Annotated in this window: 27 protein-coding genes; 12 read left to right on the forward strand and 15 right to left on the reverse strand. The window is 34.0% G+C overall.

Features of this window, described 5'->3' with window-relative positions:
- Nucleotides 1-65 precede the first annotated feature (65 nt).
- From QWY87_RS13595 to QWY87_RS13615, 5 genes are all read right to left on the reverse strand, one after another.
- Nucleotides 66-710 carry a C1 domain-containing protein gene (locus tag QWY87_RS13595; RefSeq protein WP_290292136.1) on the reverse strand — a complete coding sequence of 215 codons (645 nt, stop codon included), beginning with the start codon at nt 708-710 and terminating at the stop codon, nt 66-68.
- Nucleotides 711-1,763 (reverse strand): DUF4236 domain-containing protein, encoded by a 1,053-nt coding sequence (locus QWY87_RS13600; RefSeq protein WP_290292139.1) that lies wholly within the window; start codon nt 1,761-1,763, stop codon nt 711-713.
- A gap of 57 nt (nt 1,764-1,820) precedes the next feature.
- A complete protein-coding gene (locus QWY87_RS13605; protein ID WP_290292140.1) occupies nt 1,821-2,243 on the reverse strand; it encodes a hypothetical protein in 423 nt (140 codons plus the stop codon).
- Nucleotides 2,244-2,410: 167 nt separating this feature from the next.
- A complete protein-coding gene (locus tag QWY87_RS13610) occupies nt 2,411-2,812 on the reverse strand; it encodes a hypothetical protein (RefSeq protein ID WP_290292142.1) in 402 nt (133 codons plus the stop codon).
- A 261-nt stretch (nt 2,813-3,073) separates the two neighbouring features.
- Entirely contained in the window at nt 3,074-3,478 is a 405-nt protein-coding gene (locus tag QWY87_RS13615; RefSeq protein WP_290292145.1) for a hypothetical protein, read from the reverse strand.
- A gap of 179 nt (nt 3,479-3,657) precedes the next feature.
- Here QWY87_RS13615 and QWY87_RS13620 point away from each other — a divergent pair, with 179 nt between their 5' ends.
- The gene (locus QWY87_RS13620; RefSeq protein ID WP_290292148.1) at nt 3,658-4,752 is read left to right on the forward strand and encodes an AbiH family protein; all 1,095 of its coding nucleotides are present in this window, start codon (nt 3,658-3,660) and stop codon (nt 4,750-4,752) included.
- 178 nt (nt 4,753-4,930) lie between these two features.
- On the opposite strand, the gene QWY87_RS13625 is transcribed toward QWY87_RS13620, so the two are convergent.
- From QWY87_RS13625 to QWY87_RS13645, 6 genes are all read right to left on the reverse strand, one after another.
- Nucleotides 4,931-5,188, reverse strand: a complete 258-nt coding sequence (locus QWY87_RS13625) for a hypothetical protein (protein WP_290292150.1) — start codon at nt 5,186-5,188, stop codon at nt 4,931-4,933.
- A gap of 4 nt (nt 5,189-5,192) precedes the next feature.
- Nucleotides 5,193-5,495 carry a hypothetical protein gene (locus QWY87_RS13630; RefSeq protein ID WP_290292153.1) on the reverse strand — a complete coding sequence of 101 codons (303 nt, stop codon included), beginning with the start codon at nt 5,493-5,495 and terminating at the stop codon, nt 5,193-5,195.
- Between the two features lie 1,117 nt (nt 5,496-6,612).
- Complete coding sequence (locus tag QWY87_RS17875; RefSeq protein WP_353959174.1) at nt 6,613-6,756, reverse strand: helix-turn-helix domain-containing protein; 144 nt, start codon at nt 6,754-6,756, stop codon at nt 6,613-6,615.
- 55 nt (nt 6,757-6,811) lie between these two features.
- Nucleotides 6,812-7,696 (reverse strand): sulfotransferase domain-containing protein, encoded by an 885-nt coding sequence (locus QWY87_RS13635; RefSeq protein WP_290292154.1) that lies wholly within the window; start codon nt 7,694-7,696, stop codon nt 6,812-6,814.
- Nucleotides 7,697-8,310: 614 nt separating this feature from the next.
- Complete coding sequence (locus QWY87_RS13640; protein ID WP_290292155.1) at nt 8,311-9,903, reverse strand: Gfo/Idh/MocA family protein; 1,593 nt, start codon at nt 9,901-9,903, stop codon at nt 8,311-8,313.
- A complete protein-coding gene (locus QWY87_RS13645; RefSeq protein WP_290292156.1) occupies nt 9,900-10,394 on the reverse strand; it encodes a DoxX family membrane protein in 495 nt (164 codons plus the stop codon). The genes QWY87_RS13640 and QWY87_RS13645 overlap by 4 nt, the downstream gene beginning before the upstream one ends.
- 353 nt (nt 10,395-10,747) lie before the next feature.
- On the opposite strand from QWY87_RS13645, the gene QWY87_RS13650 reads away from it, so the two are divergent.
- From QWY87_RS13650 to QWY87_RS13675, 6 genes are read left to right on the forward strand one after another with little or no spacing between them, the layout of a single operon-like run.
- Nucleotides 10,748-10,912, forward strand: coding sequence for a Lacal_2735 family protein (locus QWY87_RS13650; RefSeq protein WP_290293711.1), 165 nt, complete (start codon nt 10,748-10,750; stop codon nt 10,910-10,912).
- 15 nt (nt 10,913-10,927) lie between these two features.
- Entirely contained in the window at nt 10,928-11,329 is a 402-nt protein-coding gene (locus QWY87_RS13655; protein WP_290292158.1) for a DUF2452 domain-containing protein, read from the forward strand.
- Complete coding sequence (locus QWY87_RS13660) at nt 11,326-11,616, forward strand: TIGR03643 family protein (RefSeq protein WP_435389548.1); 291 nt, start codon at nt 11,326-11,328, stop codon at nt 11,614-11,616. Before QWY87_RS13655 ends, QWY87_RS13660 begins: the two co-directional genes overlap by 4 nt.
- 2 nt (nt 11,617-11,618) lie before the next feature.
- Nucleotides 11,619-12,746: an FAD-binding domain-containing protein gene (locus QWY87_RS13665; protein WP_290292161.1), complete on the forward strand. Its 1,128-nt coding sequence runs from the start codon at nt 11,619-11,621 to the stop codon at nt 12,744-12,746.
- Nucleotides 12,747-12,764: 18 nt separating this feature from the next.
- The gene (locus tag QWY87_RS13670) at nt 12,765-12,893 is read left to right on the forward strand and encodes a DUF2256 domain-containing protein (protein ID WP_290292163.1); all 129 of its coding nucleotides are present in this window, start codon (nt 12,765-12,767) and stop codon (nt 12,891-12,893) included.
- A 3-nt stretch (nt 12,894-12,896) separates the two neighbouring features.
- The gene (locus QWY87_RS13675) at nt 12,897-14,384 is read left to right on the forward strand and encodes a cryptochrome/photolyase family protein (protein WP_290292166.1); all 1,488 of its coding nucleotides are present in this window, start codon (nt 12,897-12,899) and stop codon (nt 14,382-14,384) included.
- A 22-nt stretch (nt 14,385-14,406) separates the two neighbouring features.
- On the opposite strand, the gene QWY87_RS13680 is transcribed toward QWY87_RS13675, so the two are convergent.
- Together QWY87_RS13680 and QWY87_RS13685 are read right to left on the reverse strand one after the other, a co-directional pair.
- Nucleotides 14,407-14,820 (reverse strand): hypothetical protein, encoded by a 414-nt coding sequence (locus QWY87_RS13680; RefSeq protein WP_290292169.1) that lies wholly within the window; start codon nt 14,818-14,820, stop codon nt 14,407-14,409.
- Nucleotides 14,820-15,344, reverse strand: coding sequence for a glutathione peroxidase (locus tag QWY87_RS13685; RefSeq protein ID WP_290292173.1), 525 nt, complete (start codon nt 15,342-15,344; stop codon nt 14,820-14,822). The genes QWY87_RS13680 and QWY87_RS13685 overlap by 1 nt, the downstream gene beginning before the upstream one ends.
- Before the next feature lie 130 nt (nt 15,345-15,474).
- On the opposite strand from QWY87_RS13685, the gene QWY87_RS13690 reads away from it, so the two are divergent.
- On the forward strand, nt 15,475-16,719 hold the full coding sequence (locus QWY87_RS13690; RefSeq protein ID WP_290292175.1) for an NAD(P)/FAD-dependent oxidoreductase: 1,245 nt from the start codon (nt 15,475-15,477) through the stop codon (nt 16,717-16,719).
- Nucleotides 16,720-16,748: 29 nt separating this feature from the next.
- On the opposite strand, the gene QWY87_RS13695 is transcribed toward QWY87_RS13690, so the two are convergent.
- Nucleotides 16,749-17,792, reverse strand: coding sequence for a sugar phosphate isomerase/epimerase family protein (locus QWY87_RS13695; protein WP_290292176.1), 1,044 nt, complete (start codon nt 17,790-17,792; stop codon nt 16,749-16,751).
- A gap of 429 nt (nt 17,793-18,221) precedes the next feature.
- Here QWY87_RS13695 and QWY87_RS13700 point away from each other — a divergent pair, with 429 nt between their 5' ends.
- Nucleotides 18,222-19,847 carry a sodium:solute symporter gene (locus QWY87_RS13700; protein ID WP_290292178.1) on the forward strand — a complete coding sequence of 542 codons (1,626 nt, stop codon included), beginning with the start codon at nt 18,222-18,224 and terminating at the stop codon, nt 19,845-19,847.
- 21 nt (nt 19,848-19,868) lie between these two features.
- Here the strand turns inward: QWY87_RS13700 and QWY87_RS13705 are convergent, their stop codons facing one another.
- Nucleotides 19,869-20,534 (reverse strand): hypothetical protein, encoded by a 666-nt coding sequence (locus QWY87_RS13705; protein WP_290292180.1) that lies wholly within the window; start codon nt 20,532-20,534, stop codon nt 19,869-19,871.
- Nucleotides 20,535-20,799: 265 nt separating this feature from the next.
- On the opposite strand from QWY87_RS13705, the gene QWY87_RS13710 reads away from it, so the two are divergent.
- From QWY87_RS13710 to QWY87_RS13720, 3 genes are all read left to right on the forward strand, one after another.
- Nucleotides 20,800-20,958, forward strand: a complete 159-nt coding sequence (locus QWY87_RS13710) for a hypothetical protein (protein ID WP_290292182.1) — start codon at nt 20,800-20,802, stop codon at nt 20,956-20,958.
- 215 nt (nt 20,959-21,173) lie between these two features.
- On the forward strand, nt 21,174-23,060 hold the full coding sequence (locus QWY87_RS13715; RefSeq protein ID WP_290292184.1) for a tetratricopeptide repeat-containing sensor histidine kinase: 1,887 nt from the start codon (nt 21,174-21,176) through the stop codon (nt 23,058-23,060).
- Nucleotides 23,044-23,721, forward strand: a complete 678-nt coding sequence (locus QWY87_RS13720; RefSeq protein WP_290292185.1) for a response regulator — start codon at nt 23,044-23,046, stop codon at nt 23,719-23,721. Before QWY87_RS13715 ends, QWY87_RS13720 begins: the two co-directional genes overlap by 17 nt.

A 23,721-nucleotide genomic window follows, 5' to 3' on the forward strand; every position in this document is an offset into this window, starting at 1 on the left:
CAAAGATACTTCATCACTAAATCTTAAAGCATGAGAGTGATTAGTGTGAAAAGTATTGAAGTGATTTACTCGGGTTCTTTTAAATTACGTTCAATCTTAGGGCTTAATAAATAAATTTTTTCGCTATCGATTATAACCTCTCTATAATCCCATTTTGAGCCATCCTCCGTACATGCTACATAATATTCGTTATAATTTATCTTCTTGACGTAATATGTCTTACAGGCAACTTCATATTGATTTATCACATTATTTAGTTTAGACTCTTCAACACTCGTTGGTTGCCTCCAAGCTTCGGTAAAATCTACAAAACTTAAAATGTAAATTGTTATAGATGCTATAATTAATACGGCAGTAGCAATATAAATTATTATTTTTCTATAAGAAGGGGCAGAAACGTCCGTATTGTTAACCATTTCTTCATTCAATATTTCTTCTTCTTCTTCTTCTTCTTCTTCTTCAGGTTCGGGAAATTGATATTTACAATGCTTACAAACTAAAGCTTCACTATTAACAACTTCCGCACACATTGGGCATTTTTTCTCTTCGATTTCTGAATCTTGTTTAAAACGACGTTCCATGAATTTTATATCCTCTCTAAGCCCTTTTAATTCATCAATAACATCATTAATTCGAAGCATCCATGCCCCGAATAATCTTGTTAGTAATATGACTACTATAAAAATGAATATTGCAATAAATATTTCCATTTAATAAGTTTTAAAATTTTGACAAAAATTAAAGGGTGAATCAGCCTGTGAAGTCATTAAATATAAAAATAGACCATTAGTAGATTTAATAATGATTGTGCCATAGTTGCAAACTGGAATTTGATGATTATTTTTAAATCTTTTGTCTGGTCCTCCATTTCGATTCGAATATTTCCAACTATAGTAGCTAATTTCGGCATCTTTTGGCACTCTATCGTCTTCGATAAAGTTAGTTTTGCCATCCTCTAAAATAAGGTCAGAATATTCGACGAATCCAACATTTTTATTGTCATATACTAACAACCCGTCCGGCATGAAATAAATTGATTGACCACGAGCAACTATCACTGGAATATTAATATTTGTCTTAACCCATGGGGGTTTCCCTTCACCTATTTTAGAAACGGAACGATTAACTAAGTTGTCAGCTCCTGCATTTATTTTAGATTCATGAGAATAGATATTTCTTGAATCTATCATTGCCCATGTTTTATTATTTCCAGTCAAGAAATTGAATGCATGAATTCTTTTTTCAAACTTTTCTGAAGAGTTTGATTTGAAATCATAATTAATTTCAATGGTTCTACGTTTTGACTCCCAATATGCAATATAAATTGTTGCTATAATTCCGATGGAAGCCGCCAAGATTCCATAAAGATTATTAATTGAGAAAAGATAAAACGATGTAATTGCAACGATAATAGCACTAAGGTAATCCAGTCTTATTGATGAATAGGATTTATTCAATTTATCCAGAAGTTCTTTTCTTGATGTTGGTCTTAATTCCTTGGCTGAAACAGAATTATACTTTTCAGTAGGGATATCATTATTTTCATAAACTTCTGAATCTATTATTCTATTATTACTGTTTCTTCGACCGCCTAATTCTTCTCGATAATAAAGCCCATGCCTTCCTGCATGAACATAACTACTTCCATTTGGACGGACACCAACTCTGAAACCTGTTACTCCCACTGAAGTGCCTATACCACTCTTGGATAAATTAAATCTAATTGGACCAACGCTTACTGATTTTCTGATATAAAAAGCCATGTCAAATGGTTTAGTATTAAAATTCTACATGATAAACACCTAATGAGCACGTTATTATTAATTCATTGGCTTAAAGTGAACAACGGTTCTGTTTTCGTCATTTAAAACTGTTGCGGAGTATTTATTAGTAATAATGCCTCCAAATTTATTTGAGCCTCTTGCTACAAAATCAACATAAAAAACAGCATCATAATCGTCATCCAAATTCTTTAAAAATGGTATCTCTTGTTTGCTTTGATTAATTAAATCGGTCATCCCTAATTCAGTAAATCTTTTCAGCTGAGCCTCATTCATAGTTTTTTTGCGTTCCCCTGCTTTAATCGTTTTCTTAATCTCCATACTTACAAACTCAAAAGTAGAGGGGTCATTCATGATTTGTTTTAATTCCAATGTAATGTTTTCCTTCATCTTCTCCTCAGGAGATTTCTGACATGAGGTGAAAAATAAAATGGAGATAAATACAATTGCAACTTTTTTCATTTATTTTAATTTAAAAATTAACACCGCAAAATTAGTTTCAACCAATAAAATTTGGTTACGGTTTTCCTTAATCTAATATAATATTATTCAAAGAGACCTTGCCATTAATCCTTAAACCATGAGAATTATCAGCATGAAAAAAAACCTCCGATTGAAAGGTGCTTGATTTAGTAAATTCCTTCGTATTCCCTAATCTCACCAACATAGTCCCCTGAATAGACCTTATCAATGATGATTTTGTTAAATCTTGGTCTGCCCACTTGTATATCCCCATTTGAGAATACATAGAGGTATGCATTTTTCAATGTTTTATTCCAAATTAAGCGGCCATCCACATTTACAATTTTGACCTTAACTTTGGAGGTCTCTCCAACATACCGGCCTTGATTGTTAGATTTTAAGGATACTGTGACATTCTTATATACTATCCCTTCAATATCCAATACTGATACATTCCGAATAATTTCAGTTTTGTACGATGGGCTTATTGTTTCTTCTTCTTCTTGCGACAAAAGAATTGCAGGAAAACTGAACATTAGAATAATCAGAAGTGTTGTAATCTTTTTCATAGTGTTTAAATTATACCACAAAAATACCTTACTTTATTAGACAATCATCCGACAAGACATGTCATATCTCTCCAATAGTAAGGCAAAACCCTACTGCAAGATCAATATCAATTTCTAACTTTTAAAATGACCCTACAAGAACTAATTGATTACTATGATTCACACCCCGAGCATCAAAAAGAAATACGTGCTAATGGTTGGAAATATTGGAATATGGAGTTAGATGAAATGATTGATAAGTTAGGGGACAATCTGAATGACTTATTTAAATCCAACGGCTTCTGGATTTATTTTTTGACTACTCCTTTCAAGTTCTTCCCAAATTCCTGTGACTGTAGTATCTTTTAATTTGTCTAAAAAAATCCGTTGTGAATCAACTACACGACGCCAGCCTTCAAATGACCCTAATACCTTCGGCATTGTTGCGCCATTTTGTATTTGCTTTTGCAGTTTTATTAAATCATCATCTTGTTCTTTTACTATTTTTTGAATATTATAATACTTTGCATATAAATCTGGGTCGCATTTTTCCTCTAAAACAATGTTTCTTTTTACGACTTTAACTCTTTCAAAATAATTGTAACCTAATGCGCCAACCAGCACTATTGCAGTTGTAATAATCCATTTAGTGTCACTATACCAATGTTTTTTATTTTTCTTGCCCATGGGTAATTATTTAAACATCAAAATTATATCCATCTCCCAAAGATACCGCACCATTAAATCTAAAAGCATGAGAATTATCAATCTATTGAATTTTACCCTGTTGAGGGTATATTAGATAATAAGTTAATTCATAGGATAGTATTGAGGTAGTTCCGATATTTACCATTTAAAAATATTTCATGAACAGTTCAAAAAACTATGTATTACTTATTGGAAACGGATTTGATATAGCACATGGGCATGAAACTTCTTATTTAGATTTTGCAGACTATTTATTGATACAATTATCACAAAGAATTTTTACTCATTTATCGGGAGCTTTGGCATCTAATCCTTACTTTGATGATAGGGCTAATATAAATCTTAGACACATAGCACTCAATAAACGAAACGATGTAAATCAAGATTTTCAAGATTTGTTTGAGGCTTTTTTAAAAAGTGAAACGGCTAATAGTCATAAGTATATTCATGAAGTACTAATTGAAAAATACTTGGATAAATTACAACTCATTTTAGCCAACAAATTTATGGCAGGTCTGTTCAGGAATAGAAGTTCTTCTAATAATTGGTTCGATATAGAAAATATGTATTTTAAAAATGTCAAAGATATTGCTCTAAGAAAACCATATCAGAACCAACGATTAAAGAATTTAAATAAAGATTTTAATGATTTAAAAACTGAGCTTTCAGATTATTTGAATAATCAAAACTATTCTGTAAATAAAGAGATACATTCCTACTTCGGCACTTTAGCAAAATCCATCGATAGTTTAACAATTATTAATTTTAACTATACTCCAACTCTTGATAATTATCAGAAATTATTCCCTGTGGATTGTGAGATATTTAATATTCACGGTACTTTAAAAAAGGGCAATATTATTTTTGGTTATGGTAATGACCAAAATGATGAATATCGAAGGATATTGGAATTAGAAGAAGATGAGCCTTTAAAAAATTTCAAAACCTTTGAGTATTTGAGAGATGGTGTTTATTCATCTCTGTTAGAAAGAATCGGAAATTTTTCTGATTATGAAGTCTATGTGATTGGTCATTCTTTGGCTTTAACGGATAAAACTATTTTGGAAGAGGTTTTTTCGAGAAAAGAATGTTCGAGTATAAATCTTTTAAAAAGGACGGACCTAAAGAATGAATCAAATAAAATAATTGAGAATTTTAAAAAACTTAGTTACGCCGTTGCACGAGTTATAGAAGATGATAAAATCGTTAGAAAAATTATCGTAGATCAAGATAGAACCATGTATTTCCCATGATTGATAAATGGGAATTGTCAATCTAAGTTATATGTAGGGATTAATAAATGTAATTTTTCTGCTTTAATATTTCTATTTCTTCTTCAAGCTTAATAATGTAAAGTAATGCTCGAGTTGGAGTCTCTTCCAAGCTCTTCTGACATCTGTCTTTGTAGTATTTCTGACATATTTTTTAAAGTTAATCAAAGGTTGACACAGCGCCTTTTTTTCTTAATTGAGTTTTCTTTCTGAAATCAATGATTAAGGGTTTTTCGTAATTAGGAGGAAAGTCAATAAAGAACTGTTCTAGGTGTTCAGCAAGTGTTTCCCTATCTTCTGGAATATTTAATACATAGCATCTGAAAGCTTTGTTTAGAAATGAAATGATTTGCTTGTCAGAATATTTTTTCGAGTTCCTGATAAAATGTATTAAGTCCTGTTCCGATTCTATTTTCATAATATTAATTTAAGGTTCTCAAATCTTCGTCTGATGACTCTTTGGTCATGTTGATAATTATCGGTTCCCTTAATAGTCCGGTTTCTACTGTCAAATCAATGGCTTTTTCCTTGGGCAATACTAGTTTCGCAATTTCCATGTAGGCTCTGAATCTATCTTGTACCTTCATTCCTTCAACACACTCAATCATATCTGGTACACTTTCGCTTAAATAGGTGAGTAGTTCTTGTTTAACTTGTTTTGTAAGGGCGTTCTTACTCCCGATTGGTCGTCCCTTCCCAAATGCATTTCCTTTTTCAAATGGCATAATGTTATTCTATGTTATTTCAACATGACTTGTATTCATAAACTATGACAATACTTGATAAATATCATTTTCTTGCTTTCTGCTGTAATATAAAGACTGGCTAATCGTTGCCGACATAGTTGCAGTTTTTTCCTTCTTTACTTAAATTAAATACTCCTTGTTTATATTTGTCAGATATGTGCTAATTTTCTATTTTGACATATCTATTAAAAATTACTTTGGTTAAACTTGTCAATTAATTCTTTTTGTCAATTTTTTGTCAACTAAAACCCAAATCGAAGGCTCTGAATGACGCTCCTAATTTCTTTCGAATCTTCAAGGCTCAATGTCACCGAAAAATTACCGCCCGATATTAGGCAATTTTCAATATCAAAGCCGTTGAGGTTCAGTAAATCAATAGTTTTGTCCATATTGAGGGATTCAATTTTTAGTTTCATCTTTTTCGGGCGACCAAAATTTTTTTAGCGCTTTTTTAGCGTTTTTGAGGTTACCACCCCTCACTCGTTATGTTTCTCTCTCTAAACTTGCTTATGTTAGATTCAGAGGTGTTTGGATATAGGTAGCCCTACGACTACCAAAATCCTATACTTGCTTCCGTTGAGTTCTTCGGCTTATTAGGACTTGGAGTAAGATTAAGACTTCTCCAAGTTAACAGACAAACGCTTTCTTAATTGCGTGGTAACCATCTACTGTTATTCGGTACGATGTTCGACTTAGTTACCTTCCCATTCTTGTCGATTACTAAAGAGCTTTCCCGAATCGTGATTTTATTTAGACGCATAAAAAAAGCCCTCAAGTTGTCGGAGAACTCAAAGGCTGATATGTCAGGATATTACTCCTGTAATTTATCATAAGTTGCTCCAACTAACTTGTACTATAAATATAAAACAAACTATCTTTATATTGTATTGATTATTTAAATAATACTACCTAACACTCTTTCAGTCAGTTATATTATTTCTAAAAAATATTTGACAAATAGTAATTTTTTCCTATTGAGATTCATGGCCGAAAAGAGGAGTAAAACGCAGATTCTAGCAAGTGACCCCTAAAAATGAACACAAAAAAAGAGGGTAATCAATTAAGACGACCCCCTCAGTTCGATATAAGTTGAGCCCTATCTTTTAAACTTTAAAGACCTGACTTCTTCCATTGACTTTTCTAAATCACTTCGCTTGACATACATTCTTCGTCCGATTTTTTCAGCTGGTAAATCCCCGCCTTTTATTCTATTACGAACTGTTGCCTCTACAACCGTCAATAAAAATTTGACCTAAAAATGTTTTTTAATCATACTATTTTATGATTCTCATATCTTATATTTCATAAGCAAAATATGTAAGGATGGGCTCAAGCTTAGAATTTAAAATTTCTATAGTTTTATCATCTAATTTTTCTTTATAATCACCTGATATTCCTTTTCTATTATGGGATAATTTATCTTCATTTTTTGGTCTTTTCATCAAGTTTTCATCAACTAATTCTCTTCTTAGAGTATCTGATATCGACAGACCAGTTATATTGGATAAATCCATAAGCCATTTCGAATAATCAACGATCATGTTTTCATATTTAATTATTCCAACATTATCATGTCTGCATAGTTTATTTTTATATTTATCAAAAATAGAAAAGATCTTATCAACTTCATTTAGTACAAACTCATCAATTTTACTACTCAAGGCAAAACTTCTTTTATCAAGAAACTCATTTCTTTTATTACTGGATTCAATAGGCACGACATGACTATATGCCATTGAATAATAGAGAGATACCAAAACATCTCGAGGGTCTCTTATGGAGAGAATTATTTTATAATTATTAAAGTTATCTACATTTTCTAACATTCCTCCAAATACGCTGTACAAATAACCTGTTTCTTTGAAAACATGTTTAAATTCCTCCATTTGTTCGAATGATAAGTGATCAAGATATGGTATTTTACTTGAAAACGCATAATCATTTATAGAAACTGGAATCATTTCATTTTCAACAGCAATCCTCCGAAGTAAACCCTTAACATGTTGTGTGGCAGCCTTATTGATACTAAAATGAATAACACTTGCAGTAATTGATTCTAGGTCTAAACTATTATTCAATAGTGCGATTTCAATCTTAAATTTCTTTGCAAGGTGATAATCATTTATCTTTTTACCTAAAAGGGGTATTTTTTTTGTTAAATTCCAAATCATTTTTTTCATGTTTTATCTATTTGTTTATCGACAATCAATTAATGAGAGTTTAAATTCTTAATTTATTATTAATGTTTTTTCTGTGTCATAAAACTTTAAAAACCAAATGCGAGGATAATTAACATCGGTTTAAAATGCGCTGGCTTGGTTTCATGCCAAATTTAGTAAAAGTCTGTAAACATTAATGATATTTATCATGTTTTCATGAGTAAAAAATATCGAAGTAATTGTGAAAAAACACCTTGATTCAACTTCCTGACGTATGAATGAGGGGCAGCTAATACGCTTTTCAAATCCACTGTTGTAATTTTATTCTTGTAAACGGCATCCGCCAAGATTTTTAACAACTTGTCAATCTTTGTTAAATTATGTTTGTAGTTGTGCACTGCTTCTCTAACTACCTGCTCATTTCGTCAGAAAAGTAATTTCTTTTTGGAATATCGAATTTCGAAGTAAAGACTTCATCATTTGATATTTCTTGTTCGGTGAATCTTACAAATAACCATTTAATTGATACAAATCAATTTAAGATGGATAAGTACAAAAAAAAGCTGCTCAGTTAAATATTGAATATTTAACTTAACAGGCAGCTTTTTGAATATTTATCTATTCAGTGCGATATGCTAGTAGTTAGTACTCCCCAGCAAAACGGCATCAAAATCAATACCATCAATAGGCTTGATCGTTTCTGTTTCACGATCCCAATCGATACGTCTACCTAGTTTCCAAGAGAGCCCTGTCATATGCGCTGTAATCGCTTCTTCAAAGCCTTCTTTGATACCACAACTTAATTCGGTACCATTTCGAATTCCACTAAGCCACTCTCGTAAATGCAAAAAGGTAGAATCTACCCGAGCACCATCAATATAGGTCCACATCAAACCCTTATCAGCAAAATACTGCGAAGTGGCAGATGAAATTGCATCTGGCACACTGGCTCCTGGATCGTATTGATAAATTGGTACCGATGGTTTCATAGTATGCGCCTCGAGCATCTTAGCATATTTGGTTGAACCTCCGTCGGGCCAAATGGTTAAACGATTGCCCAGTTCCATGGTTGCATCATGACCCATTAAAATTGTGGGCCTGCTAAAGCTATTGCCTAAGGTGGCGCTATAAATAAAGGTCATTCCTTTCTCCTTTCCTTTACCTTGGCTATTACCAATGCTAAAGTCAGGAAACTCCATATTTGCCTGCAGTACATCAGGTACATTTCGTCCGTCGATATGTGTATAAATACCACCAGAAGCCGATATTGATTTCGGAATCCCCATATTTAATACACAATTCAAACGATCGTAATCATGGGTTAACAAGTCACCTGATAAACCAGAACCATAGGCCCACCATTTACGCCATCTGAAAAAATGATTTTTATTAAACGGTATTTTGGGAGCTGATCCTAAAAATTGTTCCCAATCAATCGTTTGTTCATTGGCTTCTTTATCAATATCATAATTCCAGGCTCCATTGTCGTCGTTTCTATTCGTATTGGTCTGCACCATAGAAATATGACCTAAAGTATTTTTCGTAACCACATCTTTTGCAGTTTGAAAACTCAATGTCTGTCGGTGTTGGTGCCCCACCATCAAACGCGCTTTTGATTTTTGAGCAGCTTCGCGTAAGTGATAAGTCTCCTCAATGGTGTGGGTCATAGGTTTCTCTATATATACATGTACATTGTTTTCTAAAGCGTCTATGGCCATAGGTGCATGCCAGTGGTCCGGGGTGGCAATAATGATAGCTTCTACGTCACCGCTGCGTATCATTTCCTGATAGGTTCTGAAGCGTTTTACCGCTTGTTCTTCAGAAGAAAAAGAATCGATCACTTCTTGTGCCCGAACATCAAATACATCACAGACAGCAACCAGATTTACATTTAATTTTTCTTGACTATTAAAATCCGCTAAAGCTGAGTGATTAGGGTTTTCCTCTGCAGCTTTTGCCATATTATCTAACCAATCTCTAGTGGCAAATCCGAGAGAACGACACAATTGCTCTCCACGAATACCAAAGCCGATAATACCGACTCTGACAGGTGCACCACCTATTGGCGGCAGCACTTTGGATAAGGAAGCTTCTATATTTAATTGTTCTAATAATTTACTACGCTCTTTACTGCTTTGCACACTACTCGCGGCACCAGCCCACCAGATAGCTCCAGCAATGGGTAAACCGCCTAAACCTTTAATGATGTCTCTTCTTGTCCATTTCATAGTGTAGCAGTTTTAAGTGTTTTTTTCTTATTACTAAAGAGTCGTGCCAGACCGAAATACTGTGCAGTCGGATATTGAAAGAGCACCAAACAAGCCACTAATTCAATTAAGTTTTTGTTTACAAACCAATAGCTACCTTCTACATTAACTTCTGCCAGCCATGGAAATGATGGATGTGCGAGATAATACAAAGCCAGTAAGCCCATTCCGATAAATGCACCTGTTTTTTCGAAAAACCCTAGTGTAAGCGTTAAACCTACAATTATAAGAGCGGCCATATTCAGGCCATCTACCCAACCCATCATCGATTCGTTTGTTAAGGACATAAAAATAGGTTTAAAAGGCCCTTGTGCTGAAGCCAGATAACCATAAGAAGTCCAGTCAGGATTATAAAGTTTAATAATTCCTTCATATAAAAAGTGCCAGCCTATAAGAATTCGTAAAAGAACTATGCTGTCTTTGAGTTCCCATGTTTTTTTTGTTATAGTCATAGAAGTTGTGTTAAAAGCAACAAAGTTAAAGCCGTAAATAAGGAATATCTATGATTTTAGTCATTTGCTGTCGATCAATTCTCGCTTACGAAGTTAAAAAAAAGGGTAGACATTAATCTGATTATTTTAACCTAAAGTGACTGTTGGATAGAGCAAGTTTAACGCTATCATTTCTTGCGAAATCAGGTAGTGAAAAATAAAGAAACAAAACGGTTACAATATGTTTGTCATGGAGGAAATCCTAATAATTATACTTTTTGTTTAACTATTATTGTAATAAGTTAAACAAAAAGTGTATATTTGTTCCGTTCAACAGAGAAGCAGAGTTAAATCAGTGTAAAACAAGCAAAATGATGTTCGGATTATTTAAGAAGAAAACAGAGCAAGAGAAATTACAGGATCAATATGAGAAATTGATGAGAGAAGCGTATTTACTGTCAAGCACAAACAGAAAAATGAGTGACCAAAAAACATTCGAAGCGAATCAATTAATGGATCAAATTGCAAGGTTGAGTTAATTTATACAGAGAGAAATGCAAGGTGACAAGAAACCAGATAACGTAGTTTTTAATATTGAAACGCAAAGATATGATGCTTCTTTAAAATCTTATGCAACATCTGTTGGAGCACCAGTAATTACAACGAATGATACCGTTGACTGGAAGAACAGGAGTATCCGTAAAGTAAACCAGAAAGTTCAAACCAAGTATTTGGAATTAAAGGCCGAATATGAGAAAATGATGGCTGAGTTTGAATATAACAACTTAATTTTCAATGCAAAGTTCACTTTTGAACCCCTCATTGGAGATATTTACCATTTATACAAAAGAGAGAACGGTGAAACATTTCTATCTATCATAGCTCCGAATGAATGCAATTTTAATACGATGGGTAGTTTTTACTTAAATGCTGATCAAATTTGGGAAAAAGTATGATGCGTACCGGAGAATTTACTGAAAGAGAATTAGATCGCATCATTGAAATGGCCTGGGAAGATCGTACGCCTTTTGAATCGATGCTTTTTCAATTTGGCTTGCCTGAAAAAGAGGTCATTAAAGTGATGAGAGCTTCTCTTAAAGAGAGTAGTTTTAAACGTTGGAGAAAGCGTGTGAATAGTGGTGTTAGTCAAAAGCACTTAAAGAAAAGAAACCCTGATATGACGCGCTTTAAATGTTCCAGACAAAAAGCCATTTCCGGTAATAAAATAAGTAAAAGATACTAATTATGCTTTTTGAAAATGACATGGAAATGTTTCCTACTTCGTATAAAGAAATTCTTCAGCGGATAGATCAAATTGACCCAGTCAAATATAGTAACACCAGAAACTATTTAAATGGTGCTGTCTCTTATCTGTCACCTTACATTTCAAGAGGAGTGATTAGCACAAAATTTGTTTTTACGCAATTGATTGAAAGAGGTTTTCATGCGGACCGTATAGAAAAATTTATCCAAGAACTGGCATGGCGTGATTATTGGCAACAAGTTTGGATCCACAAGGGAGATGCCATTAATACGGATCTAAAGAATATACAAAATCCGGTAACTAACGTTTCTATTTCAAAAGGAATCATAGATGCAAATACTGGAGTGGACGCCATTGATAAAGCAATCTTATCGTTTTATAAGACCGGCTATATGCACAACCATATGAGAATGTACGTCGCTTCAATAGCCTGTAATGTTGCTCAGAGTCATTGGAATGTTCCGGCCAAATGGATGTATTATCATCTGCTTGATGCAGACTGGGCAAGTAATGCCTTGAGTTGGCAATGGGTTGCAGGAGCCAATAGTCAGAAGAAGTATTACGCTAATCAAGAAAATATTAATAAATATTGTTTTACGAATCAAAAAGATACATATCTCGATACATCTTACGGTGCTTTCGCTGATATGGACATACCAGATTACCTTTCAGAGACCGTTGACTTGGTTTTGGAGACTTCTTTACCTCCTAAACAACATATCGTGATTGATGAAAGTGTACCAACTTGTATCTATAACTTCTATAATTTAGATCCAAACTGGCAGAAAGCCAAAGAGGTGAATCGAATATTACTGTTAGAACCTTCTCATTTTAAGCAATACCCTGTATCAAAAAACAGCATTGATTTCATGCTGAAACTTGCAGGAAACATAGATGCAATTCAAATTTATGTTGGTGAATTTCATGAACTTATAGAAGATTTCAATCTGAAAAAGATGATGTTTAAAGCACACCCTTTAAGCAGTCATTATCAGGGAGAAGAAGAAAAGAGAGAACTGATGTTTTCTGTTCAAGGTTATTTTCCGTCTTTCTTTAGTTATTGGAAGGAATGTAAAAAAGAATTGCTACCGATTGAAATAGTTTCTTAAGAATTTAAAGAGAAGGAAATGAAAAAACAACACCTTCCTGAAAAAATATGCATCGTGTGTGATCGCCCGTTTAAGTGGCGCAAGAAATGGGCTTTAAACTGGGATGAAGTAAAGTATTGTAGTGAACGCTGTAGAAGAAATAAATAAGAGATGAAAACGACCCACCTTATCTTTCCGCATCAGTTATTTCAGCATCCATCTTGGATAGACCACACTGTACCAATTTATCTGATCGAGGAGTATTTGTTTTTTAAGCAGTATCCGTTTCACAAGCAAAAAATAGCGTTTCACAGAGCTTCTTTGAAATCTTATGAAAGTTATTTAAAGTCTTTGGGTTTTGAAGTATGTTATGTTGAAGCTACTGAAGATAGATCAGATATCAGGTTGCTTATTGCCGAGTTGAAACAGAACGGAATTAAAGAAATCAGCTATATAGACCCATCAGACTGTTGGCTCGAGAATAGAATAGAAAAATCTTGCTTTCAACAGCAAATCTCCGCTAAAAAATGGGATTCTCCCATGTTCCTTAATTCAAAAGATGATTTGTTGCCTTTTTTCCGCAGCGACAAAAAAAAATATCATCAGACGAGTTTTTATAAGGATGAAAGAAAGAAACGCGGTATTTTGATATCAAAAGATGGAAACCCAGAGGGTGGGAAATGGACCTATGACACTGATAATCGTAAAAAGTATCCGGCAAAGAAAATTCCGCCTCATGTACAGTTTCCGGATGCTGACGCCTATTATGAAGAAGCAATAGTATATGTTCAAACACATTTTTCTCATCATTTAGGCGCCCTAACGAACAATCCTCTTTATCCTACTAATCACAGCATAACAGACAAATGGCTGGACCAGTTTTTTGAGAACAGATTTATGGAGTTTGGCCCGTATGAAGACGCGATACTTGGAGAAAATTCATTGTTACATCATAGCATTTTAACACCCATGCTCAATGTAGGCCTTATAACGCCGCAGGAAATTATTGATCGGTGTTTGGTCTATGCTGAAAAACACGATATTCCGATTAATTCAACTGAAGGTTTCGTCAGACAAATAATTGGATGGAGGGAATTTATCAGAGGGATGTACATGGCTAGAGGAACAGACCAGCGCAACTGTAATTTTTGGCGTTTTAAAAAGAAAATTCCTGCTTCATTTTACACAGGAACCACCGGTATAGCTCCTATTGATATAACGATAAAAAAGGTACTTGAAACAGGGTATTGTCATCATATTGAACGCTTGATGGTATTGGGTAATTTTATGGTACTATGTGAGTTTGATCCCGATGAAGTGTATCGTTGGTTTATGGAGATGTTCATTGATGCATATGATTGGGTGATGGTACCTAACGTATATGGAATGAGCCAATATGCCGATGGCGGATTAATGGCTTCTAAACCCTACATCAGTGGTAGTAATTATTTAATGAAAATGAGTAATTATAAAAAAGGTGAATGGCAGGCAGTTTGGGATGGATTGTTTTGGCGATTTATGGACGTACATCGTGACTTTTTCAAACAAAACCCCAGACTTGGGATGTTGGTGAATACTTTTGATAAAATGCCTGACGAGAAACGTCAAAAGCACCTTGAAAATGGTGAATTATACTTGTCAAAGCTAAGTGAGGGTTAAAGAAAATTAAGACTTTTAAAAATTACATAGCAGTAATGAGCATACTATATAGAAATAATATGGTCCACAGAAAAGTTCTGATCCAATTCTTTTTTACTAGTGAATCCAACATTTTTTGATTGGCTTTTCCTTTGGAAATTTGAGCATGAATAGGAACAAATTGCGTGAAAGTAGATACCCATATCACAATGATGATAATGATGCTCAAAACTGTATAAAGATTGATTTCCATGATCAGTTGATATATAGAAATCCCTAATTGGCCAAGCATCAATGGCATCACAATAAAAGTTAGACGAGAAGTATATACTTTATGCCAGTTTATAAGATTTTTAGAATTATAATGGAGAAAACCGGGATATACAATGCGTTGAACAATCCAAACCAACACAAGTAATCCAAAATCGAATAAAAGACGCAGAATCGCTATGGACATTACAAATGCTTCGTTATTTTAGAGCTCAATGGGTTCGTAATTGAAAAATAATAATCAATTAAACGGCCTTTATCATCAACCAAATATTTTTGAAAATTCCATTTAACACTAGAACTCTTTTTGTTGTTTAAGCTTTTGGTTGTAAGCCATTTATATAAAGGATGCTGCTTGCTACCTTTAACATCAATTTTTTCAGTGAGTAAAAACTTAACACCAAAATTTAACTCACAAAACTTTTGAATCTGCGTAGCATCACCAGGCTCTTGTCTACCAAATTGGTTACATGGTGATCCAATAATTACTAAGCTATCTTGAAATTGATCACTTAAAGCTTGAAGGTCTTTATATTGTTTTGTAAATCCACATTCGGAAGCAACATTGACAAAGAGTATTTTCTTGCCTTCAAAATCATGTAAAGAGATTGGTTGTCCATTTAAAGAATTGATAGCAATATCATAAATTGATTGTTTTATTGTATCCTTCGATTTACTGCTTACTAATTTGGCTTTGTCAATTGTTTTCATGTCTCTGTTTTTTACTTTAGGTAAAGATATCTAAATTTTGTTTAATTATAAAATTATTTTGTTAAACAAAATCTAAAACACTTAAATTAGCAGAAAAGTAATATAGCTTTGAATTCTTAACATAATCCTTATGAATAAACAAGATTATAAAATACACATCATAGGAGCAGGCATCAGTGGTTTGGTTGCTGCCAGAGTACTAGAGGATCATGGCTATTTACCTGTTATCATGGAAGCCTCTGACAGCGTTGGTGGCCGTGTTAAAACAGATGTAGTGAAAGGCTACCAATTAGACCATGGCTTTCAAGTACTATTAACTGCGTATCCTGCTGCACAAAAGTATTTGGATTTCACATCCTTAGAATTGCAAAAATTTGTGCCAGGAGCCGCGATTTTTAAATCGGGAAAGCAAATCGTTTTGGGCGATCCTTTAAGAGATATTTCTTTGTTGTTTTCGACACTATTTTCAGGAATAGGTGTAATTGGTGATAAACTGAAAATACTCAAATTAAATAACCGAGTAAAAAACAAAAGCTTGGCTGACATTTTCGCTGATAAGGAGCAAAGCACATTGGCTTATTTGCTGGAGCTTGGTTTTTCTTCAGCTATGATTGATGATTTTTTTAAACCATTTTTTACTGGTATTTTTTTGGAAACTGAACTGGCCACATCAAGCAGGATGTTCGAGTTTGTTTATAAGATGTTTGGAGAAGGCTATGCGGCTTTACCTAAATCTGGAATGCAAGCTATTCCAAGACAACTTGCCAATAATTTAAAGCACACCACGATTATATTTAATTCACCGGTTAGTTCAATCAAGGACCAAGAAATAACACTTAAGAATGGTGATAAAATTCAAACTGATTTCACCATAGTAGCTACTGAAGCCAGTGGACTTATTCAAAATTTAAGCAATCAGGCTACAAAATGGAAGTCTTGTGACACCTTATATTTTGAGACTAAAGAGCGTATTATTGCTAAACCATTAATTGGCCTTATACCCGCTGCTGATGCTTTGATAAATAATATTTTCTATCCCACAAGCTTTGCGAGTGATCAATCATCTAAAAATCAATTATTATCAGTTACTGTGGTCAAAAACCACAGCTTAACTCAAGAAGCACTCATCAATCAGGTTATGTTAGAGTTAAAGCAATATTGTTGTATCGATTCTTGCACATTTCTTAAACGATACAGCATTCCGATGGCTTTACCAAAGTTAGATAATCTTCAATATGACATATTACCGTCTGAAACAAGATTAACTACAAGTATATTTCTAGCCGGAGATACACAATTAAATGGCTCCCTAAACGCTGCAATGATTTCAGGAGAAAGAGCAGCACTTGGACTTATTGAAAATATATCAAAATAAAGAGTCAGAGAAAAATGAAAAAGCGGGTATTAAAGCCCTAAAATACTTTTATTCAGCTCTTTGTTAATCCCTGAAGAGGCAAAGTCATCAAATGATTTACCTGCTTTTATTATCATGTGATCTTTTACAAATTGAGCACCTTCAATTGCGCCGTCTATAGGGTTTTTTAAACAACATTCCCATTCAACGACGGCCCATCCATCAAAATTATATTGCGCAAATTTGCTGAATATAGATTTGAAATCAATCTGACCATCACCCAGTGATCTGAACCTGCCAGGTCGTTCGACCCATGATGAATAACTTCCATAAACTCCCGCTTTTCCCGAAGGATTAAATTCTGCGTCTTTTACATGGAACATTTTAATTCTTTCATGATAAATATCTATGAATGCCTTATAATCCATTTGTTGCATGATAAAATGACTGGGATCATATAAGATATTGGCGCGTTGATGATGATTGGTAGCCTCTAAAAAACGCTCAAAAGTAAGCCCGTCATGCAGATCTTCGCCTGGGTGTAGTTCAAAACAAATATCAACCCCATGCTGGTCATACACATCTAAAATAGGTAACCATCTTTTTGCCAATTCTTGGAATCCGTCTTCAACGAGGCCTTCAGGTCTTTGTGGCCAAGGATACACAAAAGGCCATAATAATGCTCCTGAAAACGCGACTAAGGCATTAATGCCCAAATTTTCACTGGCTTTGGCGCATAACATCATTTGATTAACAGCCCATTCTGTTCTTGCCTTCGGGTTGTTGTGAAATTTTGAAGGAGCAAAACCGTCAAACATTTTGTCATAGGCTGGATGTACCGCAACCAACTGACTTTGCAAATGAGTACCCAATTCGGTTATTTCAACTCCATGGCTGTTAGCAATACCTTTTATTTCATCAGCATAAGTTTTGCTCTCAGCAAGTTTCTCAAGATCAAAACACCTGGCATCCCAAGAAGGTAATTGAACCCCCTTGTAGCCATAAGAAGCCATTTCTTTACAACTATCATTTAAGTTGTTAAACGGGGCTTTATCATCCATAAACTGCGCTAAATATATTGCTGGTCCTTTCATTTGCTTATTTATTGTGTTTAATATTAGATCTTTATTCTTTGTTTTTTATAAGGATTTCTTGAGCCAAAGAGTAGTTCAGAAACCATTATTAAAATATCCATGAGCGTTCTTTCATTTTTATCTGAAGCATCATAGCTAATTTACGAGAAAAATTGACAAAATCTTCATCTTGTTGGTATGGATAAATTCAGATTTTCTGCTATAGAAAAAAACAACCCCTGACATGATCTGACAATATTCCATTAACGGATATTCGATTAGCTCAGTTTTTGGTAGATTACAATAAAGGAAACTTAAGATTGAACCTAAAATGACTAGTATTGTATAATTTCTTGTTTATGAAAAAAAATTAATTTACTTTTTACAAGATTATTATGGCCAATATTAAAACTCATTTTTAGAACAACAAAAACTAAAGAATAAACCTATATGAAAGCACTGGACACTCTGGATTGGATTGTTATTGTTACTTATTTTATTGTGTTGCTAGGTGTTGCCTGGTGGGTAATTTTACAAAAGCAAAAAAATACTGAAGACTATTTTCTAGCTGGTAGAAATATTGGCTGGTTCATGGTAGGTGCTTCTATTTTTGCTTCAAACATTGGGTCAGAACATGTGGTTGGATTGGCTGGAAATGGAGCAGGGGATAAAATGCCGCTTTTGATTTATGAAATGCACGCATGGATCGTATTAATGTTGGGTTGGGTGTTTTTACCTTTTTATGCTCGAAGTGGCGTTTTTACAATGCCCGAGTTTTTAGAAAAAAGATTTGACGCAAGATCGAGATGGGTCTTATCAATTGTATCTCTGGTAGCTTATATATTAACCAAAGTATCTGTAACCATTTATGCAGGTGGAATTGTTGTTTCTGCCTTATTGGGGATTCCCTTTTGGATTGGTGCGGTGGCAACCGTCGTCTTAACGGGGATTTATACAGTTTTAGGAGGTATGCGTGCCGTGGTTTATACCGAAACAATACAGGCTATAGTGCTCGTATTAGGAGCAGGAGTACTTACGTTTATGGGGCTGGATGCTGTTGGTGGCTGGTCAGAACTTAAAGCAACTGTTGGAAGTGATTATTTTAATATGTGGCGCCCTAATTCTGATCCGGATTATCCATGGTTACCCTTATTCATTACCAGTACGGTTGTAGGGATCTGGTACTGGTGTACCGATCAGGTAATTGTACAACGAGTGCTAACGGCCAAGAACATTAAAGAAGGAAGAAGGGGAAGTATATTTGGTGCTTTACTAAAATTAATGCCGGTGTTTTTGTTTTTAATTCCAGGTGTTGTAGCCTTAGGCTTAAAAATGCAAGGTAAATTAGACTGGGATAATCCTGATGAAGCTTTTCCTGTATTGATGAGTAACCTGTTGCCATCCGGTTTAAGAGGTTTGGTTGCTGCTGGTCTGTTGGCAGCATTGATGAGTTCATTGGCCTCCGTATTTAATTCGTGCTCGACACTCTTCACTTTGGATATTTATAAAAAAATGCGACCGAATAAGCCGGAAAAAGATTTGGTTAAAACAGGGCAAATCGCGACCTTTTTTGTAGTTGGATTAGGCCTTTTATGGATACCCATTATTTCCAGATTATCTGATGGTTTATACGAATACTTGCAAAATGTGCAAGCGTATATTTCGCCACCCATAGCAGCTGTATTCTTATTGGGTATTTTTTATAAGCGGATAAATTCTAATGGTGCTATCGCGACTTTGGTTGGAGGTTTTATTATAGGTTTTTCAAAGCTGACCTTAGAGATCATGAAATCAAGTTTTAGTGAAGGAAGTTTTTTATTCAATATAGCGGATATCAATTGGCTGGTATTTGGTGCCTATTTCTTTGCTTTATGCATCGGTATAGCTGTAGTGGTGAGTATGTTTTATCCTGCTCCATCAGAGGAACAATTGGCTGGATTAACTTTTGGGACAATTACTGAAGAGCAGAAGTCTGCCAATAAATCAAGCTATAATATTTGGGATATCTTAACTTCTCTAACTGTTGTTGTGATCGTGGTGTATATTATGCTTTCCTTCAGTTCACTTACTCTATAAAAGAATAAATAGAATCGGGTTTCAGGCATTAAAGGCTCTCATTTTTTCCAGCCTCATGGCGAAAGGAACACTCTTGTGATCGAAAGTGTATTCAATAGACCTGTCGAATTCTACTGTTTGTTGCAGTTGTAATGAGGATGTTTCTATTGTGCCTTCAAGTGCTGATTTAAGGGCTTTGTCCATAATGATTTGAATACTGCCATAATAAAGCTCGGTAATCATATAAACACGACGAATTTTTCCGTCATAGGTTTTCCAGTTGTCATGCTTTAGAATTTCTAAATAATTGTCGATTCTAATCCTGTTTAAGTTTGACATGGTTTTAATTTGCAGGTTGCCAAAGTGAAAATTATTGATCTTATTCAGCTCAAATCTGGCTTCCAGATCCTGAATTATTGGATTTTCGAGGGTAGTGATAACATTTGATTCCATATGTATTACCCTGTCAGCCAGATGGGCATTCTTAATCTTTTCCTTATCCAGATCTTTTATGCCTTTAGTCCAGTTTTCACGACTAATAATGCCAGCGTCTAAAAAGGTATTATAGACATGTTCTGACATGCCGGGATCATCAAATTTTGGTTTTCCTATCAAAGGATCCCAAACAAGATTACCCAAAATAATGTTCTCATGGGATGCAGGAATCAGCTCTAAGTTGTATTTGTTTCTAAATCGTTTTATTTCCATGGCCATCAAATAAATAATATGATTAGTAAAATTAATTCGTATTTGAAAAGGAAGGGTAAGGAAAATACTTACTATCAGTAAGGTTAATTTAATAGAAGGCTGAACTGATTTGAATAACTTGTAGTTAGTATTGAAATGCTTTTTATGAATACAGGCTTTGGGTGATTTTTACAATGCAGACGAGCTTAAAATCAGTGCGTTATGTTTATAATTATTTACATTTTTATAATTTTTTAGTATCTTTTGGGTACTAAAACTGATAATTATGAAAAAATTAGGAATTATTATTGTGTTACTCATAATGGGAATTTTAAGTACACAATGCACAGAGGATGAAACTGTGGAAGCTGCAGAATACAAAGCAATCCAATTGATTGATGGGGGCGAAGAGGGGGATCAAGAATTGGATTCTGAGCGAGATTGAATTGATTATTTTTATTAATGTAATTGCTTAAATTGAATTGTTCTATTAAAATAAATTACGTTCTGATTCAGATTTGTCTTGGGATTCAGTTGCTATTTTTTTCTTCCTGTCTTAATGAAGATTTGGATACAAGAAAAAACGAGTTAAACTCTCTTGATAGCTTGAATTATTGGCTTCAAAAAAGTAAGAGTGACTCGATTAATGAAATTACGAAGATGTCATTTCTTAAAAGAACACTACAAATTGCTTTGAAGGAAGAAAATGATTCAGTAAAAGTAAGTAATCTTCTCAGGATTTCTGACCAATTGTATTCGTTGAATAGTGATTCGCTGTTTGAAGAGACGAACAAATTGATTTTAAAAATTGCTTTGAAAGTGAAGGATACCAAAGCAATTGCTGAATATCACTGGAACATCGGAAATATGTTGGCTGACAGAGACATATTAGATAGTGCTTATTACCATTATGTGAAATCTAGAAATTTTTACTCTTCAATTGGTCATGAATATTACAAATCTAAGATGGACTATAATTTATCTTTTTTAGAGTTTCGAGTTAAAAACTATGTTCAGAGTGAGATTTCAGTTATTTCAGCAATTAACGGTTTTAAGAGCTTAGAAAGAAAACGGAATTTATTTTTATGCTACAATCGTTTGTTGATTATTGATAAAGAGTTAGGTAATTATGACAGTGCGGTATATCATTTTCGAGTTGCCACGGAATTATTATCCCAATTAGAGTCAAAAAGTGTTAACAGAGAAAGATTATTAAACAATCTAAGCCTTGTTTACCAAAAACAAGAAAAGTATGAGCTGGCCATCAAGACGCTGGATCAGGCCCTTGAAAACGATGAATTAAAGAAAAACCATCTAAACTTATATGCAAAGTTAATCGACAATCGTGCTTTTTGTATGTTTTTAAATGAGCAAGATAGGGATGTGTATCCCATTTATATGGAAGCCTTGAAAATCAGAGAACAGGCGAATGATAGAGGCGCTGAAGTAATCAGTCGAAAGCATTTGGCGTATTATTTCCTTAAAAAAGGAGATAGCTTAAGAGCCTATAAGGAAGCAAAAATTGCATATGATATTTCTAATAAGCTCGGACTGAACCGGGATATTTTGGAAAACCTGCATCTGTTATCTGTTTCTGATCCTAAAAATAGTATAAGCTATATGAACAGGTATATTTCATTGAATGATAGTTTGTTATTTGAAGAGCGAAAAATTCGAGATAAGTTTACAAGAATTCAATTTGAAACAGAAAATTATATCGCTGCGAATGAGGAGCTTAAAAGGAAAAATGTCTGGATTTCATTAACCAGTGGATTCGGTATTTTTAGTTTGGGTTTATTCTTTTTTTTATATCGACAACGATCTAAAAACAGGACATTAATTCTTGAAAGTCAACATCACCAGGATAATGAGGAAATTTATGATTTGATGTTAAAACAGCAAAATAAGACTGAAGAAGGAAGGATTCAAGAAAGGATACGGATTTCTCAGGAACTGCATGATGGTATTTTGGCGAGGTTGTTTTCGGTTAGAATGGGGCTTGGTTTTTTAAATATTGGTGAAAACATAGATGATATTACTAAGTATGACGCCTTTATGAAGGAGTTACAGCTGGTAGAAAAAGAGATCAGAACCTTATCACATGAACTGAAGGCTGATGACTTGTCTTCGAAAAAAGACTTTACTATTTTATTGTCAGAGTTATTAAAGGAACAAAGCACCTTTGGGCAATTCAAATATGAATTAGATGCTGATAAAACTATAGCCTGGAACAGGGTGGATGAAGCTATTAAGATCAATTTATACAGAATTGCTCAGGAGGCAATTTTTAATATAATTAAATATGCTAAGGCTCAGAAGGTTATAGTGAGCTTGAGAAAGAAAAAGGAAAATATTGAATTGAGTATTGTTGATGATGGGCATGGTTTTGACACGAATAAGAAACAAAAAGGAATTGGATTGAAAAACATGCACTCCAGGGCTAAATCCATCGGAGCTGATATTAATATTCATTCAAAGCCTGAAACAGGAACGGCAATTACATTAAGCATATCAACTAAAACCATATATCATGAGGCAAAAGAATAAAGTGTTGATCATTGATGATCATCCCCTAATTTGTGATTCCTACAGAAAGGCTTTACATCAGGTAATGAAAGAGAATCAAGACATTCAAATGCAAATTGAATCTGCTGAGAATTGTGATACGGCTAAGGAAAAAATAATGAATTCCTGGACCAATGACAGTTGGGATCTGGTTTTTCTGGATATAAGACTCCCGGCTTCCAAGGATCGCAGGATACTCTCTGGGGAAGATTTAGGAGAAATGATAAGGGAAAACCATCCTCTGGCAAAAATCATTGTTGCAACGACATTTAATGATAATTACCGTATTCAGAATATTTTTAAAAGTTTGAATCCAGAAGGGTTTTTGATTAAAAATGATTTAGATCCCAAGGAATTGGTGAGTGCCATTATTAAGATTATGCAAGGTGGTGTGCATTACAGCCAAACCGTATCAAACCTTATGCGCATAAAAATGCATAGAAATATTAATATTGATAAAAAAGATCGACAGATTTTATTTGAATTATCATTGGGTACCAAGATGAAAGATTTGCCAAACATCGTACCTTTGTCTATAGCTGGCATCGAAAAAAGAAAAAGAATCTTAAAAGAAATATTTGATGTTGAGGATCAGGGAGACAAAGCTTTGATTCTTAAAGCCAGGGAGTTAGGTTTTATATAA

The sequence above is a fragment of the Lutimonas halocynthiae genome (assembly GCF_030409835.1).
In the GTDB taxonomy this organism is placed as follows: Bacteria; Bacteroidota; Bacteroidia; order Flavobacteriales; family Flavobacteriaceae; genus Lutimonas; species Lutimonas halocynthiae.